The organism is Methylobacterium sp. WCS2018Hpa-22, assembly GCF_031843785.1.
In the GTDB taxonomy this organism is placed as follows: Bacteria; Pseudomonadota; Alphaproteobacteria; order Rhizobiales; family Beijerinckiaceae; genus Methylobacterium.
The window spans coordinates 63,221-80,100 of sequence record NZ_JAVTJA010000006.1 but is presented as its reverse complement, the minus strand read 5'-3'; the positions used below and the strand labels follow the sequence as shown (position 1 = coordinate 80,100).

The window sequence follows — 16,880 nt, the reverse complement described above, 5'->3', positions numbered from 1 at the left end:
TTCACGCGAGGGCGGCCATGGCCTGGAAGACGAGGGCGTGGCGGGCGGCCAGGGCGTCGATATCGGTGGCATAGCCGCCGCCGATCACAGCCACGAGGGGAATGCGACGCCGGCGTGCTTCTCCGATGACGTAGCGATCCCGTGCGGCGAGGCCCGCATCGGTGAGGGCCAGTCGCCCGAGCCGGTCGTCCATGTGCGGATCGACCCCGGCATTGTAGAACACGATGTCCGGCGAGAGGCCGTCGAGCAGGCCCGGCAGATGCGCCGCCAGAACGGCCGCGTAGGCCGCGTCGTCGACGCCATCGACCAAGCCCAGATCGAGGTCGCCGGGGATCTTGCGCGTCGGGTAGTTCTTTTCCGCATGGACCGAGAACGTGAACAGGTCCGGTGAGCCGGCGAGGCAATCGGCGGTGCCGTCGCCCTGATGCACGTCGCAATCGACCACCAGCGCCCGGCGGATCGTGCCCTCGTCCTGAAGCGCCAGGGCGGCGACGGCGACGTCGTTGAACACGCAGAAACCCGCGCCGGTCTCCCGCCGCGCATGGTGGCTTCCGCCGGCGGCGCTGCCTGCGAGGCCATGCTCCAGCGCGAGCCGCGCCGCCGCGAGGGTGCCGCCGGCCGAGGCACACGAGCGGGCCACGACGCTCTCATCCACCGGAAGGCCGATCTCGCGCTCGATTTCCCGCGAGACCGAGCAGGACAGGACGGCATCGACGTAATCCGATCGATGCGCGCGCTTCAGCATGTCCGCGTCGGCCGGCTCCGGTCTGACGAAACCGGCGGGGGCGAGGCCGAGCGCCGCGAGCGTTTCGGCGAGACGGCCATATTTCCGCATCGGAAAGCGATGCCCCTCCGGCAGGACGGCCTGATAGGCAGGGTGGACGACGATGGGCGGGGTCATGCCGGGTCGAACCGACCGGGCCGAACGGCAGTTCCGCGAACGGCCAAGGGTCTCGTCTCGCTCACGCCCTAGCCTTCCCTCTGGCGGGCGGCAGATCGGGGCCGCGCCGCTGTCATACGACTGAAATAGCCCGTCTGTTACGGCCTTGGGCAGGGGCTGGTTCCGTCAGGTGGCGGAGGCCCGGAGGGAGCGCGGCATGTTCGGCAGTATCGAGACCGGCGCGATCGTCGCGCTCTCGCTCTGTGCCGCACTGACCTCGGTCAATCTCCTTAGCATCGCCATCGCCGCATGGCGCATTGGCCGGAATCGCGGGACCCCGAGCTTTCCCAGCGCCGCGCCCATTTCCCTCGTTCGCCCGGTCTGCGGCCTCGAAGCGTTCAGCGAGGAGATGCTCGAGCGCGGCTTCCATCTCGACCACCCGGATTACGAGCTGATCTTCTGCGTCGCCGATGACCGCGATCCCATCGTCCCGCTGCTGCACCGCCTGATGGCGGCCCATCCCACGGTGCCGGCACGGCTCATCGTCGGCGACGAGCGAATCAGCGACAATCCCAAGCTCAACAATTGCGTGCGGGGCTGGGAGGCGGCCCGCCACGAATGGGTGGTGCTGGCCGATTCCAACGTCCTGATGCCGCCCGATTACCTGCAGAGGCTGCAGGCCTCGTGGCGGCCCGATACGGGCCTCGTCTGCTCCACGCCCATCGGCGCACGGCCGCACGGTTTCTTCGCCGAACTGGAATGCGCCTTCCTCAATACGCTCCAGGCACGCTGGCAATATACCGGCGAAAGCCTCGGCCTCGGCTTCGCGCAGGGCAAGAGCATGCTCTGGCACAAGCCCTTCCTGGACGGGCATGGCGGCATCCGGGCGCTCGCCGCCGAGATCGCCGAGGATGCGGCGGCGACGAAGCTCGTTCGCGCGGCCGGCAAGCGGGTCCACCTCGTGGCCTCGCCCTTCGACCAGCCCCTGGGCACCCGCGCGTTCCGCGAGGTCTGGTCGCGGCAGGTCCGCTGGGCGCGTCTGCGCCGGGTCACCTTCCCGCACTTCTTCGCGCCCGAGATCGGCTCCGGCACGGTGCTGCCCTTCGCGATCGCGGCCCTCTGCGTTCCCTGCACTCCAGTCCTGATCGGCGTCGTCGTCATGGCGATGCTCTGGTACGGGGCCGAATACGCGCTCGCGGCCCGCGCCGGGTGGCACCGCTCGCCCCGGCTCTTCCTCGCCTTCCTGCTTCGCGACGCCATCCTCCCCATCATGTGGGTCAGCGCCTGGATGCAGAGCGCCATCGTCTGGCGCGGCAACGCCATGGACATCCGCCCCAAGGAGACGCCGCGCCTGCGCACCCGCGCCACCGCGGCCTGACGGCGGATACGCCGGACTCCGAACTCGGCTTTAAGGCACAGACTTATTCGATACGGCCTCCGGGGTTTTGTCCCCTCACCGTCATTCCGGGTCCGCGGAGCGGAGCCCGGAACCCAGAGCCTCAACCTGTGCTCGACATGGCAGCCTCGGTGGTTCTGGATTCCGGGCTCGCCGTCGGCGACCCGGAATGACGGAGATATGTCCACGAATATCACGCGATAGCGCTCTCACCTGAGTTCGATGCCCTAACCGGATACCGGCGTCGCACGCCCTCTTTATCGTACGGCAAAACTCTTGCTTGGCCATTCCCCGACGGCAGCCTTCGCCGATGACGGGAACCCACCATGCAAAGCGAATCCACCGGCCTGCATAAGGGCCTGAACGCGTTCCATCTCTGGGGCATCGCCGTCGGCCTCGTGATCTCGGGCGAGTATTTCGGCTGGAGCTACGGCTGGGCCAGCGCCGGCACGCTCGGCTTCCTGGTGACGACGACCTTCATCGCGGCGATGTACGTCGCCTTCATCTTCAGCTTCACCGAACTCACCACGGCCATTCCGCAGGCCGGCGGCCCCTTCGCCTATAGCCGGCGCGCCTTCGGCCCCATCGGCGGCTGCATCGCCGGCTATGCGACGTTGATCGAATTCGTATTCGCGCCGCCCGCCATCGCGCTCGCCATCGGCGCCTATCTCAACGTCCAGTTTCCGGGCCTCGACCCGAAACACGCAGCGCTCGCCGCCTACCTGATTTTCATGACCCTCAACATCGTCGGCGTTCAGATCGCCGCCACGTTCGAGCTGTTCGTGACCATCCTGGCGGTGGGTGAGTTGCTGGTGTTCATGGGCGTCGTCGCCCCCGCCTTCAGCTTCACCAATTTCGCCGCCCATGGCTGGGCCGGGGAATCCACATTCAGCCTCGCCGCGATCGGCGGCATGTTCGCGGCCATTCCCTTCGCCATCTGGTTCTTCCTCGCCATCGAAGGCGTCGCCATGGCGGCGGAAGAGGCCAAGGACCCCAAGCGCACGATCCCCATCGCCTACATCACCGGCGTGCTGACGCTTACCGTCCTCGCCTTCGGCGTGATGATCTTCGCCGGCGGCTCGGGCGACTGGCGCACCCTGAGCAACCTCAACGACCCGCTGCCCCAGGCCATGAAGACGGTGGTGGGCGAGTCGAGCGGCTGGCTGCACATGCTGGTCTGGCTCGGCCTGTTCGGCCTCGTGGCGTCGTTCCACGGCATCATCATGGGCTATTCGCGCCAGATCTTCGCCCTCGGCCGCGCCGGCTACCTGCCCGGTTTCCTCGCAAAGGTGCATCCGCGCTTCCAGACCCCCCACGTGGCGACCGTGGCCGGCGGCCTCGTCGGCATCGCCGCCATCTACAGCGACAACCTCATCGAGATCGCGGGCCAGTCCCTCACCGCGAGCATCGTCACCATGGCGGTGTTCGGCGCGCTGGTGATGTACGGCATGAGCATGGCGGCCCTGTTCAAGCTGCGCCGCAGCGAGCCCGATCTGGCTCGTCCCTACCGGGCACCGTTCTTCCCCATCGCCCCCGCCTTCGCCCTGGCCATGGCCGGCATCTGCTTCATCGCGCTGGTCGTCTTCAATCCGGCGATCTTCGCGATCTTCCTGGCCGTGATGGTCGTGGCCGTTTCCGCCTCGCATTTCCTGGCAAAGCCGGTCGCAACCCTTCCCGCCCCGACGCTCGATCCGGCTATCTGATGGGCTAATTGGTTTTTTCCAAGCCTTTACCTCATCCTGAGGTGCCGCGTAGCGGCCTCGAAGGAGCCTTCCAGGGATCGCTTTGGTATCTGGAGGGCTCCTTCGAGGCCCTTTGCCACAGCAAAGGGCACCTCAGGATGAGGAGGTCTGCTTGGATGATCGCCCCTGCGGATGATCGACTTCGGCATGAGCATCCGCTGAGAAATCCAATCGAGCAGGATCTGAGAGCTTAGGGCTCGCATCACGCGCGGGGCTCGGCCATATGGCAGCGATGAAAATTGGAATCATCGAGGCGGGCGCACCGCCCGCCCGCCTGGCAGACGCCTACCCGTCCTATGCCCGCATGGTCGAGACACTCCTCGGCGACCCCGCTGATGTCACGATCTTTCCGGTGGCGGAGGGACAGTTTCCCACCGCCCCCGAGGCGTTCGACGCGTTCGTGGTGACGGGATCGGCGGCGGGCGTCTATGACGACCTGCCCTGGATCGCGCCGCTGAAGAGCTTCCTGCGCGACGTCGACGGGCGCGCCAAGCTCGTCGGGCTCTGCTTCGGTCACCAGATCCTCGCGGCGGCGTTCGGCGGCACGGTGGAGAAATCGGCGAAGGGATGGGGCATCGGCCTCCACACCTATGACCTGTTCGAACGCGCGGACTGGATGGACGACGCGACCCGCATCTCGGTGCCCGCGATCCATCAGGATCAGGTGATCGTCCCCCCTTCGGGCGCGCGCGTTCTCGGCGGCAACGTCTTCACACCCTACGGCATCCTGTCCTACCCGCAACGCCGGGCGATCTCGTTCCAGGTCCATCCGGAATTCGAAACCGATTACGCCACGGCTCTGATTGCCGGGCACCGGCCGACTGAGCCCCACGACGAAACGTTTCAAGCCGCGGCCATCGCATCGCTGCGCGGCGAGAGCGATGCTCCCCGCGTTGGCGGCTGGATCCGCCGCTTCCTGCAATCGAGGTAGGGGGTGCCCAGGGCTGGCTCACAGCCTGCGTTGCCGGGACGATTGGTGCGGGCGGTCGGAATCGAACCGACACTCTGTCACCAGAACCGGATTTTGAGTCCGGCGCGTCTACCAGTTCCACCACGCCCGCAACATCCGCCTCATGGCACAGGATCGCGCCGACGGCCAGAGGGGTTTTGCAGCGAGACCGCGCCGCGGTGGTTCCCGCTCGCAAGTCCGGCCGGGTTATGCTCAAAGGGCCTCGCGCCCTCCCCTATCGGATAGAAGCTCTTCATGATCCGCCGCCTTTACGAGTGGATACTCGCGCTCGCGGGCAAGCCGTCGGCCCCCTACGCGCTCGGTGCGGTAGCGTTCTCGGAGAGCTCGTTCTTTCCGGTGCCACCCGACGTGATGCTGGTGCCGATGGCGGTGAGCCGGCCCGACAGGGTCTGGTTCTACGCGACGATCACCACCCTGTCGTCGGTGGCCGGCGGGCTGCTCGGCTACGCCATCGGCGCGTTGCTCTACGATTCCATCGGGGTCTGGCTGTTCTCGCTCTATGGGTTGAACGAGAAGGCGGCGAGCTTTCAGGCTTCCTACGCTCAGTACGGTCACTGGGTGATCCTGCTGAAGGGCCTGACACCGATCCCGTTCAAGCTGGTGACGATCACGTCGGGCTTCGCCCATTACGACCTGTTCTGGTTCGTCCTGCTCTCGCTCATCACACGAGGCGCGCGCTTCTTTCTCCTCGCTGGGCTTCTGAAGCGCTACGGCGTATCCATTCGCGCCGTCCTCGACCGGCATCTGAACGTCGTCGCGGCCATCACGGTGGCCGTCATCATCCTCGGCTTCGTCCTGTTCAAGGTGCTGCTGTGATCGATTACTCCGCCCTCCTCCGCCTACGCCGTGCCGCATTGACGGTTCTGATCGGGTCTGTCCTGGCGATTGCCGGCGCGTTCTATTTCCAGTGGGTTCTCGGCTACGTGCCGTGCAAGCTCTGCCTGACGGAGCGCCTGCCTTATTACGCGGCCATTCCGCTGGCCCTGCTGGCCCTGTTCACCCCCGAGCGCGTGACGCGGCTGATCCTCGGGATCGCCGCCCTCGGCCTGCTCTATGGTGCGGGCCTCAGCGTCTATCACGCCGGTGCCGAATGGGCGCTCTGGGCCGGGCCGTCCGATTGCGGCGGCGGCAGCGGCGCCAATCCCAGCGATGTCGGCGACTTCCTCGATACCCTGAAGGCGACGCGGGTCGCCGATTGCTCCACCGCTGCCTGGCGCTTCCTCGGCATCTCGCTGGCCGGCTGGAATGCGGCCATCGCCTTCATCCTGGCCTCCATCGCCGGAACGGCCGCCCTCAAACGCTGAACGGGCAGCGGCGAAACTTCAGTTGAGGTCGCCGGGCAAGGCAGGGAGCGGGGCCACGTCGATCCCCTCCTCCACGAGGGCACGGGCCTCGGAAGGGCTGGCGACGCCGTAGATCGGGCGAGACTCGGCCTCGCCGTAATGCATGCGCCGCGCTTCTTCGGGGAATTGCGGACCGACATTGTCGGCCGTCCGGATCACGTGCTCGCGGACCGCTCGCATCAGCGCGCGCAGCTGCCGCTCTGGCTCCGCCATCGGCAGTCGCTCGGCCGACGGTGCTGCGGCAGGATCGGTGGGCGACGCTTCTGCGAGGGCGCGGTTCGGACCGGGCAGCTGAGCCACGGTCTTCGCCAGCGCCGGCGCCATCATGGCCTTGGCGACCCGGGTCGAGCCGCAAGCGAGACATTCCACGAGACCGTCCGCCGCCTGAGCGTCGTAGGAATCGCTCGAGCGAAACCAGCCCTCGAAATCGTGTCCGTTATCGCAGACGAGCGTGTAGCGGATCATGGGCGGGATAGGACCGGACGCATGGTCACCCAGCCCGCCCGAGGCGCTCGACCGTGAAGGGGCGCGCGTGTTTGAGCGCCGGAATCCGCCCCCTCGCCTCTGTGACGCGGGCGAGGTCGATCTCGGCCAGGATCACGCCGGGCTCGGCACCACCGGCATCCGCCAGCACCTTGCCCCAGGGATCGACGATGATCGAGTGGCCGTAGGTCTCGCGTCCGTCCTCGTGGCGACCGCCCTGGGCGGCCGAGATCATGAACGATCCGGTCTCGATGGCGCGGGCGCGGTGGAGGACATGCCAATGCGCCTCACCGGTCTGCTTGGTGAAACAGGCGGGCGCGCTGAGGATCGTCGCCCCGGCTTCCGCCAGAGCCCGGTACAGGGCCGGGAAACGCAGGTCGTAGCAGATCGCGATCCCGAGGGGCGCCCAGGGCGTTTCGGCGACAACCGCGCAGGCACCGCCGGTATAGGTATTGGATTCGCGCCAGCGCTCACCGTTGGGAAGGTCCACGTCATAGAGGTGGAGCTTGTCGTAGGAGGCGGTGATCGCGCCTTCCGCATCGATGAGGAAGGCACGGTTCGCGATCTTGTCGCCGTTCCGCACGGCCAGCGAGCCGATATGGACGACGATGCCGCGCTCGCGGGCCACATCGCGCAGGGCGGCGAGGGTCACGTCCTCGTCCTGCTCGCGCACATTGGCGAACAGGCTGGCTTTATCCCGCTCCACCAGCGAGGTCATTTCCGGTGTCTGTACGTAGTCTGCCCCCTGGGACGCAGCCTCTCGCACCAGGGCGACGGCGGCATCCCGATTGGCAAGCGGATCGCGCCCGGACCGCATCTGGACGCAGGCCGCGACAAAGCAAGGCTCGGTCTTGTCCTGTTCCGTCGGCGAACCGTCGCTCATGATTGCGGCGCCTCGGTCGACAGAAGCGGATCGAGCTTGCCCGACCGGTCGAGGGCGTAGAGGTCGTCGCAACCACCCACATGCGTCTCGCCGATGAAGATCTGCGGCACGCTGGTTCGGCCACCCGCACGCTGGGTCATGGCCGCACGGGAGCCGACAGTCTTCTCGACGTCGACCTCCGTGAAGGTCACGCCCTTCTCGCGCAGCAAGGTCTTGGCGGCGGTGCAGTAAGGGCACCAGGCTGTCGTGTAGATGGTCACCGGAGGCATGGTTTGCAGACGTCCCGCTTCGCTCCCCTGAGCATATAGGGGAATGGCGGACGTCTTCCTACCGTGAAGGCGTCATTGCGCCGACGCGCGAATCGGTTTCAGGCCGCCAGCAGCTTCTCGACCTCGTTGACGAGATCACGCAGGTGGAAGGGCTTCGACAGCACCTTCGCGTCCTTCGGAGCCTTCGAATCCGGGTTCAGGGCGACGGCCGCGAAGCCCGTGATGAACATGACCTTGATGTCCGGATCGAGTTCGGTGGCGCGGCGCGCCAGCTCGATCCCGTCCATTTCCGGCATCACGATATCGGTCAGGAGCAGTTCGAAGGGCTCCTCGCGCAGGCGGTTATAGGCCGAGAGGCCGTTATCGAACGACAGCACGTCATAGCCGGCATTCTGCAACGCCTTGGCCAGGAACCGGCGCATGTCGTTGTCGTCTTCGGCCAGGAGGATCTTCATCGGTCGGTGTCCCGCACCCTTGAGTCGCTGTGTTCTTTTCATAAAGCGCAGACTTGGTAAACAAGGTGTTGAGATTGGCACCCGGACCGGGTGCAGGACGGCACACCGATCACTTCGCGACGGGGGGTGTCGCAGTGGACACGCACCGTCACACACCGCAAAGTGTGGCCATGCGTTTCCCTTCCAGCACCTGGGCGCACACGCCGCGATGACCGAGCCTAGCCCTCGCTGGAATGCAGCGAATCCGGGAGACTTCGTACCGCCCTTCGCCATCGACGAGCCGGGCGAGCACACGCTTCCGTTCGTGTTCAACACGCCTCATTCCGGGGCGGTCTATCCGAAAGCCTTCCTCGCGGGCTCACGCCTCGACCCGTTGGCGCTCCGCCGCTCGGAAGACGCCTATGTCGACCGCCTGTTCGCGCCCGTGGTCGATCTCGGCGCGCCGCTCATGCGAGCGAACTTCCCACGGGCCTATCTCGACGTAAATCGCGAGCCCTACGAGCTCGACCCGCGCATGTTCGACGGCCGCCTTCCGCCCTTCGCCAACACGCGGTCCATGCGTGTCGCCGGCGGCCTCGGCACGGTGCCGAGGGTGGTGGCCGATGGTCAGGAGATCTACCGCACGCGGCTCCCCGTGGAGGAAGCGGTCGCGCGGATCGAGGAGCTCTACAAGCCGTATCACCGCACCCTGCGCGGCCTCATCCAGCGCACCGCACGTGCCTTCGGCCACGCCATCCTGATTGATTGCCATTCGATGCCGTCCTCGAGCCTCCCCCGCGACGAGGATGCGAAGGCCGATTTCGTGCTGGGCGACAGGTTCGGGACGAGCTGCACGCCGATCCTGATCGCCGCGTTCGAGCATCATTTGCGCGCGCGCGGTTTCCGCACCCTGCGCAACAAGCCCTATGCGGGCGGGTTCATCACCGAACATTACGGAGAGCCGAATATCGGCCGCCACGCGCTTCAGATCGAGATCAACCGTGGGCTCTACATGAACGAGAGCAACCTCGCGGTGACGCAGGGGTTCGCGGATCTGGTCTGGACGCTACGCGAGGTGGTGAAGGCGGTGGCCGAGGAAATGGACAGCCTGACACTCCGCAGGATCGCCGCCGAATAGACGGGATGGGTTCTGCCGCGCGTATCGCGCGAGCAGACGTCCCAAATTACAAACCGCCAAATCACAAACCGATTTCCCAAGAAAAAAGGCCGCTCCGAAGAGCGGCCCGAAGTCTAGGGAGGAAACGCCCAAGAAGGGCTACGGGACCGCGACGCCATCGCGATCTCGCAATGCACAAAGTACAGTGCGCCGCACAAAGCGCAAGAGTGTTTCGCCGCCGAAAGTCTGCACTCGGTGCATGCCATGCCCGCGTCGCACGCACCGTACGGCGCAGCTTGCAGGTCTTGGCTAGACAGTCCCGGTTTGTGCCTACCCCCCCTGAGCCTTCTTTCAATGGTCCTTCAGCAGCCGGGCGATCTCGGCCTTGAGCGGCTCGGCGAGTTCCTTGCGCTGCAGCGCGTAGGCGATGTTCGCCGTGAGGAAGCCGAGCTTGGAACCGGTATCGTAGGTCCGGCCCTCGTAATGCATGCCGAAGAAGGATTGCTTCTCGGCCAGCCTGATCATTGCGTCGGTCAGCTGGATCTCGCCGCCGGCACCCTTCTCGCCCTTCTCCAGGATCGAGAAGATCTCCGGCTGCAGGATGTAGCGCCCGGAGATGATGAAGTTCGATGGCGCGGTGCCCTGTTTGGGCTTCTCGACCATGCCGTTGATCTCGAAGGTCTGCCCATAGGTCTCACCGACGCCGACGATACCGTATTGATGCGTCTCCTCCGGCTTGACCTCCTCCACGGCGATGACGTTGCCGCCATGGCGCTCATAGGCGGAAAGCATTTGCTGCATGCAGCCCTTGCTCAGCATGTCGGGGAGCAGCACGGCGAAGGGCTCGTCGCCGACGATCTCGCGGGCACACCAGACCGCATGGCCGAGGCCGAGAGGAGCCTGCTGGCGGGTGAAGCTCGTTTGCCCGGCAGCCGGAAGATCCCGCTTCAACTCCTCGTAGATCGCCTCCTTGCCGCGCTCCTGCAGCATGCGGTCGAGTTCGAAGGCGATGTCGAAATGATCTTCGATCACGGCCTTGCCGCGGCCGGTCACGAAAATGAAATGCTCGATCCCGGCCTCGCGAGCCTCGTCGACCACATGCTGGACGACCGGCCGGTCGACCACGGTGAGCATTTCCTTCGGGACGGCCTTGGTGGCGGGCAGGAAGCGGGTACCCAACCCTGCGACAGGCAGGACGGCTTTACGAATCGGTTTCATCAAGCGGGACCCGGTCTCTTAAAATGCGGTGGGAACAACCCGGAGGCGGGGGACGATAGCACGTTGTCGTGATGGAGCGAGCAAGAACAAAACCATTTCCACGCCCGACTCAGCCTAAAGCGCCGCATGATCACACGGAGGGTTTGAGGTATATCTTCCGCGACGTGCGCGGGAATGGAAGTGGGGCCATGGCGATTCTGGTGACGGGCGGCGCGGGATATATCGGCAGCCACATGGTGCTGGCGTTGCTGGATGCCGGCCAAAAGGACATCGTCGTCATCGATGATTTGTCCACCGGCTTCGACTGGGTGCTTCCCCCCGACGTGACGCTGGTGGTGGGCGATGTGGCCGATCAGGCCCTGGTGAAACGGGTCATCGCCGAACACGGAATCGATGTGCTGGCGCATTTCGCCGCTAAGATCGTGGTGCCGGATTCGGTGGCCGACCCGCTCGGCTACTATCTGGCCAACACGGTCAAGACCCGGGCGCTCATCGAGGCTGCGGTGCATGGCGGGGTGAAGCACGTCATCTTCTCTTCCACCGCCGCAATCTACGGCGAGCCCGAAATCGTCCCGGTGCCGGAGGACCTCGTGGCCGCGCCGATCAACCCCTACGGCCGCTCGAAACTCATGAGCGAGTGGATGATCGACGACGCGGCCAAGGCCCACGGCTTCAGCTACGTCATCCTGCGTTACTTCAATGTCGCGGGTGCCGATCCGCGCGGACGCAGCGGCCAATCTTCAAGCGAAGCCACCCATCTCATCAAAGTCGCCACTCAGGCGGCGCTGGGCCGGCGCAGTCATCTGAGCGTGTTCGGTACGGATTACCCCACCCGCGACGGCTCGTGCCTCCGCGATTACATCCAGGTTTCCGATCTCGCCGATGCCCATTGCGTCGCCATCGATCATCTACGTTCGGGTGGCGCGAGCAAAACTCTCAATTGCGGCTACGGGCGTGGTTACTCGGTCCTCGAGGTGATCGAGGTGGTCAAGCGCATTTCGGGCCGCGATTTCGAAGTAAGACTGTCGCCGCGCAGGCCCGGCGATCCGGCGCAGATCGTGGCGAAGGCCGACCGGATCCGCGCTGAATTGGGCTGGCAGCCACGTTACGACGACCTCGACGGGATCGTGGCCCAGGCCCTTGCCTGGGAAGAGACCCTGGCTCGGCGCAACCGCCTATGAAGACGGCCCTCCGCGCCGCCATCGCCCTCTGCGCATTTCTTGCAGCGGAGAGTAGGGCCCAGGATTCTACTCGGCCGGCACCGCCTGCCAAACCGGAGGCGGCGGCAAACGCTTCGTTTCGCAGCTTCGTCGATGCCCTGCGGCCCGATGCCGAGGCGCGCGGGGTCAGTGCTGCGACCTTCGACGCGGCGTTTCGCGGCGTGTCTTCGCCCGATCCCGGCATCCTCGCCAAAACCACCGCTCAAGGGGAGTTCGGACGCCCCGTCTGGGACTACCTCGTCGGCGCGGTCTCGACCGGGCGGATCGCACGGGGTCGCTCACAAGCGGCCCGTCTGTCCACCACGCTGGCGGCGATCGAAGCCCGGACGGGCGTCCCGCGCTGGATCGTCCTCGCCTTCTGGGGAGTCGAGTCGGATTTCGGAGCGAGCGGCGGGACCGTTCCGACCATCCGTGCCCTCGCGACCCTGGCGCAGGCGCGCTTTCGCGGCACGCTGTTTCGGAACGAGCTCCTCGACGCATTAACGATTCTGCAGCGCGGCGACATCGCCCCCGAGGCGATGAAGGGATCCTGGGCCGGCGCCATGGGCCAGACCCAGTTCCTCCCATCGACCTTCCTCAAACACGCGGTGGATTTCGATGGGGACGGTCACCGCGACATCTGGCGTTCGGAGCCGGATGCCCTGGCCTCCATCGCCGGCTATCTCCAGTCTCTCGGCTGGAACCGCGACCTGTCCTGGGGCTATGCCGTGACGCTTCCAGGCGGATTCGACCTGACGAAGTATCGGGCGGACCTGTCGGACTTCGCCAGACGGGGCGTCCGTAGGATCGATGGCGAGGCGCTGCCGGGATCGGGTGCGGCCAGCCTGTTCCTGCCCGGCGGCTCGGGCGGCCCGGTCTTCCTGATCACCGACAATTTCGAGGTGATCCGGGGCTACAACACCTCGGATTCCTATGCGCTCGCCGTTGGCCATCTCGCCGACCGTCTTGCCGGCGGGCCGCCACTGGCGGCACCTTGGCCGACCGGCGCGCCACGCCTCGACAAAGCGGGCCTGCAGGCCCTGCAGAAAGCCCTGACGACCCGAAACCTCTATGCCGGCGATGCGGATGGCCGCGCCGGGCCAAAGATGCGGGAGGCGGTCCGCCAATATCAGATCAAGGAAGGTCTGGTGGCCGACGGCTACGCCACGCCCAGCCTTCTGGAGCACATCACGGCGCGCCCCTGAGGCTTCGCCTCGTGAGGCGGATTTAGACGCGGGGCCGATCGTCCGATAGGATGGCACGGTCTCGTCCTTCGACGATCAGCAGGCAGGTCGCAGCGTGGCACCAAGGACAGTCAAGAACGTAGCGTACGGGGTGGCCGTTGCGGGACAGGTGAAGGACGCTCTTCTCCGTGTCTGCCTCCTCACCTTGTTCGCGACGCCCCTGCTCTTCGCCTCTGGCCCGTTCGCCGCGGCGCAATGGGGCGATTCCTACGATACCCCTCGCGGCGATTCCTACTACGCGCCGCGCCGCCGGCCGCGCGAGGAGGGGGATTACGGTGGCCGCCAAGCCAACCGGCGCTACGCCCCTCCCCCACAAGAGGCGCCGCGTCAGTTCTACTGGCCCTGGGAAGATCGTCCGCAGCAGGTACAACCGACCCCGGCCCCGGTGCCATCGGCCCGACCCACCCGGCCGCGGCCACCGACGATCGGGGAGAGCCAGCGCTCCTATACGAGGCGGCCGCGTCCGGCCCCCGTGGTCGCCCAGCCGAAACCGGTCCAGCCCAAGGCGGAGCCGTCGATCCGCATCGCGGTCTTCGGCGATTCGCTGGCGAACTCTCTCGGCCGTGGCCTCGATGACGTGTTCGAGGACAATGCCGACGTGGCGATCCTCGACCGTTCGAAGGCCGATAGCGGTCTCGTCCGGAAAGACGTGGTCGACTGGCCTAAGGCGGCGGAGGATTTTCTGAAAACCAGCCCGAAAGTCGCCTACGCGGTCGTGATGCTCGGCGCCAACGACCGCCAGCCGATACGGGAGGGAACCGAGACCGTGGAACCGGGAACGGAACGCTGGCGCGAGATCTACCGCGACCGCGTCGATGCCCTGGCCAAGGTCTTCGCCGCCCAAAAGATTCCCTTCATCTGGGTCGGCGCGCCGCCGATGCGCAGCGAGCCGCTGACGAAGGACATCGCCACCATCAACGACCTCATCCGCGACCGCGTGGCGAAGGCGGGAGGGACTTATGTCGACATCTGGCCGGGCTTCGTCGACGATCGTAACCGCTTCACCATGACGGGGCCCGACCTGGAGGGGCAGGAGGCCAAGCTGCGGACGTCGGACGGCGTGCATTTCACCAAGGCAGGCTCCCGCAAGGTCGCGCATTTCGCCGATGTCGAACTCAAGCGTCTCATGGGCACGAACCCCACGGAGGCGCCGACGGTGGCGCCCGTAGCGACGGTTCCGGGTCCCCTCCTGGATGGTGAGGCCCCGAAGCTCGATGACACCGCGGCGATCGATCGCCAGATCACCTCGATGCTGCCAAGCCTGCCGGAGCCCCCGGGCATCCCCGCCTTGCCGGTGAAGCCCGCGTTCGGCCCGGTCATTCCCCTCGGCCGCGCCGAAGTGACCCCCGGCGGCACGCTCATCAGCGGACGGCAGCGCGATGGCGACGCATCGGGGAACGTGGAGCGGGTGCTTCAGCGCGGCTCGGCGCCGATGCCACAGCCGGGCCGGGCCGACGATTTCAAATGGCCGCCGGGCTGATCCCGGCACGTCTGCGCCGGGTAGCGCGAAGAGATCCGGTGCCGGGGCTCGGCATGGAGCCGGCCCCGGACCTTGGGTTTCAGCGCGGCAGGACGCTCGATCCCATCAGGGCTTCGTCGATCGAGCGTGCCGCTTGGCGGCCTTCGCGGATTGCCCAGACCACGAGGGACTGCCCACGGCGCATGTCACCGGCGGCATAGATCTTCTCGTTGGACGTCCGGTAATCGAGTTCGTTGGCGGTGACGTTGCCGCGCTTGTCCATGACGACGCCGGATTCCTCGAGTAGGCCCTTGCGAACCGAACCGGCGAAACCGATGGCGAGGAACACCAGATCGGCCGGCAGGGTGAACTCACCGCCGGGGATGGGCTGACGCTTCTCATCCACGCGGGTGCAGACCACGCCGGTGAGCTTGCCCTTCTTGTTGCCTTCCAAGCGCAGGGTGGCGGCCTGGAACTCGCGCTCGGCGCCTTCGGCCTGGCTCGAAGAGGTCCGCATCTTGGTCGGCCAGTAGGGCCAGACCGAGAGCTTGTCCTCGCGCTCGGGCGGACGCGGCCGGATGTCGAGCTGCGTCACCGAGAGTGCGCCCTGGCGGAAGGACGTGCCGACGCAATCCGACGCCGTATCGCCGCCACCGATCACGACGACGTTCTTGGCGGTGGCGAGGATCGGCAATTCGCCGTTGCCCGGCATCGGCTCGGCACCCACCCTGCGGTTCGACTGGACGAGGAACGGCATCGCGTAATGCACGCCGGCGAGTTCCTGGCCGGGGAGCTGCGGGTTGCGCGGATCTTCGGCGCCGCCGGCGAAGAGCACCGCGTCGAACTCGGCGGTGAGCTCGTCGAGCGGCTTCGTTACGCCGACATTGACGCCGTAATGGAAGGTCACGCCCTCCGCTTCCATCTGCTTCACGCGCCGGTCGATATGGCGCTTCTCCATCTTGAAGTCGGGGATGCCGTAGCGCAGCAGACCACCGGCCTTCGGCTCACGCTCGAAGACATGGACGTCGTGGCCGACGCGCGCCAACTGCTGCGCAGCGGCCATGCCGGCCGGTCCCGAGCCGATGACGGCGACCTTCTTGCCGGTGCGGGACGCAGGAATTTCCGGCTTCACCCAACCGTTGTTCCAGGCGCGGTCGGCAATGGCCTGCTCGATCGTCTTGATCGCGACGGGCTGGTTCTCGAGATTGAGGGTGCAGGCCTCCTCGCACGGCGCGGGACAGACGCGACCGGTGAATTCCGGGAAATTGTTGGTGGAGTGGAGGTTGCGCGCGGCCTCCTCCCAATCCGACTGGAAGACGAGCTCGTTCCAGTCCGGGATCTGGTTATGCACGGGGCAGCCGGTCGGCCCATGGCAGAACGGGATTCCGCAATCCATGCAGCGCGCGGCCTGCTTCTTCAGGTCGTGCTCGTCGAGGGGCAGCGTGAACTCGCGGAAGTGCCGCACGCGGTCCGCTGCGAGCTGGTACTTCTGCTCCTGCCGGTCGAACTCGAGGAAACCCGTGATCTTGCCCATCGTGATCGTCTTTCGCGAGTCTGTCTGATCCGTCGAGCGGCGGTTGACCGGCCCGGTCCGCCTCAGCTCGTCATCCCTGTTGTGCCGCCCGGTGCCGCCGACTAACCCGTCTTCAGCCTGTGGTCGGCGCGCTCGAAAACATTCGTGCAACGGGTGAGCCACGCCCTTATCGACGGTCTCGCCGCGAGGTCGAATCCGCCCTCATCGGCCCATTGCGTATAGGCGAAGAGCGACACGTCCGCGACGCTGAGCTCTTCTCCAACCAGCCACTCGACACCGCCGAGATGGCGCTCCATCACGTCCAAAGCCGCCTCGCCGCGTGCCACACGGGCCGGATCGCGCGCCTCCTTCGGCTTGCCGAGGTAGCGCATCTCGAACCGGCAGACCGCGATGGCGGGCTCGTGGCTGTACTGTTCCCAGAACAGCCACTCGTCCATCTTCGCCGCGAGGAACGCGTCACACGGGATCAACGCGCTCCCGCGGGAAAGATAGCGGATGATCGCGTTCGATTGGGCCAGACACCGGCCGTCCTCGAATTCGACCCCCGGCACCTGCCCCGCCGGAAAGCGGGACAGGTAGTCGGGTGTTCGGCTTTCGCCCTTCAGAATGTCGATCGGCACCCAGCGATAGGAAAGGCGGAGGTAATCGGCGACGATCTTGACCTTGAGACAATTGCCCGAGACGAGATCACCGTAGATCCGCATACCGG

The 16,880-nt window shown here is 66.2% G+C and carries 17 protein-coding genes and 1 tRNA gene; 9 read left to right on the top strand and 9 right to left on the bottom strand.

The window, feature by feature from the left end; genetic code table 11:
- Nucleotide 1: 1 nt before the first annotated feature.
- Nucleotides 2-901: a histone deacetylase gene (locus RQI43_RS09780; RefSeq protein WP_311275028.1), complete on the bottom strand. Its 900-nt coding sequence runs from the start codon at nt 899-901 to the stop codon at nt 2-4.
- 196 nt (nt 902-1,097) lie between these two features.
- Here RQI43_RS09780 and RQI43_RS09775 point away from each other — a divergent pair, with 196 nt between their 5' ends.
- The 3 genes from RQI43_RS09775 (at nt 1,098) to RQI43_RS09765 (ending at nt 4,949) form a co-directional block, all read left to right on the top strand.
- Nucleotides 1,098-2,258, top strand: a complete 1,161-nt coding sequence (locus RQI43_RS09775) for a ceramide glucosyltransferase (RefSeq protein ID WP_311275027.1) — start codon at nt 1,098-1,100, stop codon at nt 2,256-2,258.
- 344 nt (nt 2,259-2,602) lie between these two features.
- A complete protein-coding gene (eat, locus tag RQI43_RS09770; protein ID WP_311275026.1) occupies nt 2,603-3,979 on the top strand; it encodes an ethanolamine permease in 1,377 nt (458 codons plus the stop codon).
- A 262-nt stretch (nt 3,980-4,241) separates the two neighbouring features.
- Nucleotides 4,242-4,949 (top strand): glutamine amidotransferase-related protein, encoded by a 708-nt coding sequence (locus RQI43_RS09765; RefSeq protein ID WP_311275025.1) that lies wholly within the window; start codon nt 4,242-4,244, stop codon nt 4,947-4,949.
- Between the two features lie 43 nt (nt 4,950-4,992).
- Here the strand turns inward: RQI43_RS09765 and RQI43_RS09760 are convergent.
- Nucleotides 4,993-5,079: transfer RNA gene (locus RQI43_RS09760), tRNA-Leu, on the bottom strand.
- Between the two features lie 143 nt (nt 5,080-5,222).
- Here RQI43_RS09760 and RQI43_RS09755 point away from each other — a divergent pair.
- A complete protein-coding gene (locus RQI43_RS09755) occupies nt 5,223-5,804 on the top strand; it encodes a YqaA family protein (RefSeq protein ID WP_056431376.1) in 582 nt (193 codons plus the stop codon).
- Nucleotides 5,801-6,292 (top strand): disulfide bond formation protein B, encoded by a 492-nt coding sequence (locus RQI43_RS09750; protein ID WP_311275024.1) that lies wholly within the window; start codon nt 5,801-5,803, stop codon nt 6,290-6,292. The genes RQI43_RS09755 and RQI43_RS09750 overlap by 4 nt, the downstream gene beginning before the upstream one ends.
- A gap of 18 nt (nt 6,293-6,310) precedes the next feature.
- Here the strand turns inward: RQI43_RS09750 and RQI43_RS09745 are convergent, their stop codons facing one another.
- From RQI43_RS09745 to cpdR, 4 genes are all read right to left on the bottom strand, one after another.
- A complete protein-coding gene (locus RQI43_RS09745) occupies nt 6,311-6,796 on the bottom strand; it encodes a DUF1178 family protein (RefSeq protein WP_311275023.1) in 486 nt (161 codons plus the stop codon).
- A gap of 25 nt (nt 6,797-6,821) precedes the next feature.
- Entirely contained in the window at nt 6,822-7,697 is an 876-nt protein-coding gene (locus RQI43_RS09740) for a carbon-nitrogen hydrolase family protein (protein WP_311275022.1), read from the bottom strand.
- Nucleotides 7,694-7,966, bottom strand: coding sequence for a glutaredoxin 3 (grxC, locus tag RQI43_RS09735; RefSeq protein ID WP_207411540.1), 273 nt, complete (start codon nt 7,964-7,966; stop codon nt 7,694-7,696). The genes RQI43_RS09740 and grxC overlap by 4 nt, the downstream gene beginning before the upstream one ends.
- 98 nt (nt 7,967-8,064) lie before the next feature.
- Nucleotides 8,065-8,421: a cell cycle two-component system response regulator CpdR gene (gene cpdR, locus RQI43_RS09730; RefSeq protein WP_003603128.1), complete on the bottom strand. Its 357-nt coding sequence runs from the start codon at nt 8,419-8,421 to the stop codon at nt 8,065-8,067.
- Nucleotides 8,422-8,629: 208 nt separating this feature from the next.
- Between cpdR and RQI43_RS09725 the strand changes: the two genes are divergently transcribed.
- Entirely contained in the window at nt 8,630-9,538 is a 909-nt protein-coding gene (locus tag RQI43_RS09725) for an N-formylglutamate amidohydrolase (protein WP_207411539.1), read from the top strand.
- A 330-nt stretch (nt 9,539-9,868) separates the two neighbouring features.
- Here RQI43_RS09725 and galU read toward each other — a convergent pair whose 3' ends face one another.
- A complete protein-coding gene (galU, locus tag RQI43_RS09720; protein ID WP_311275130.1) occupies nt 9,869-10,735 on the bottom strand; it encodes a UTP--glucose-1-phosphate uridylyltransferase GalU in 867 nt (288 codons plus the stop codon).
- A gap of 188 nt (nt 10,736-10,923) precedes the next feature.
- Between galU and galE the strand changes: the two genes are divergently transcribed.
- From galE to RQI43_RS09705, 3 genes are all read left to right on the top strand, one after another.
- Nucleotides 10,924-11,916, top strand: coding sequence for a UDP-glucose 4-epimerase GalE (gene galE / locus RQI43_RS09715; protein WP_311275021.1), 993 nt, complete (start codon nt 10,924-10,926; stop codon nt 11,914-11,916).
- A complete protein-coding gene (locus RQI43_RS09710) occupies nt 11,913-13,139 on the top strand; it encodes a lytic murein transglycosylase (protein ID WP_311275020.1) in 1,227 nt (408 codons plus the stop codon). The genes galE and RQI43_RS09710 overlap by 4 nt, the downstream gene beginning before the upstream one ends.
- A gap of 130 nt (nt 13,140-13,269) precedes the next feature.
- Complete coding sequence (locus tag RQI43_RS09705) at nt 13,270-14,658, top strand: SGNH family hydrolase (protein ID WP_056431400.1); 1,389 nt, start codon at nt 13,270-13,272, stop codon at nt 14,656-14,658.
- A gap of 79 nt (nt 14,659-14,737) precedes the next feature.
- On the opposite strand, the gene RQI43_RS09700 is transcribed toward RQI43_RS09705, so the two are convergent.
- Together RQI43_RS09700 and RQI43_RS09695 are read right to left on the bottom strand one after the other, a co-directional pair.
- Nucleotides 14,738-16,171, bottom strand: a complete 1,434-nt coding sequence (locus RQI43_RS09700; protein WP_056431403.1) for a glutamate synthase subunit beta — start codon at nt 16,169-16,171, stop codon at nt 14,738-14,740.
- Between the two features lie 101 nt (nt 16,172-16,272).
- A complete protein-coding gene (locus RQI43_RS09695) occupies nt 16,273-16,875 on the bottom strand; it encodes a glutathione S-transferase family protein (protein ID WP_056431405.1) in 603 nt (200 codons plus the stop codon).
- Nucleotides 16,876-16,880 lie beyond the last annotated feature (5 nt).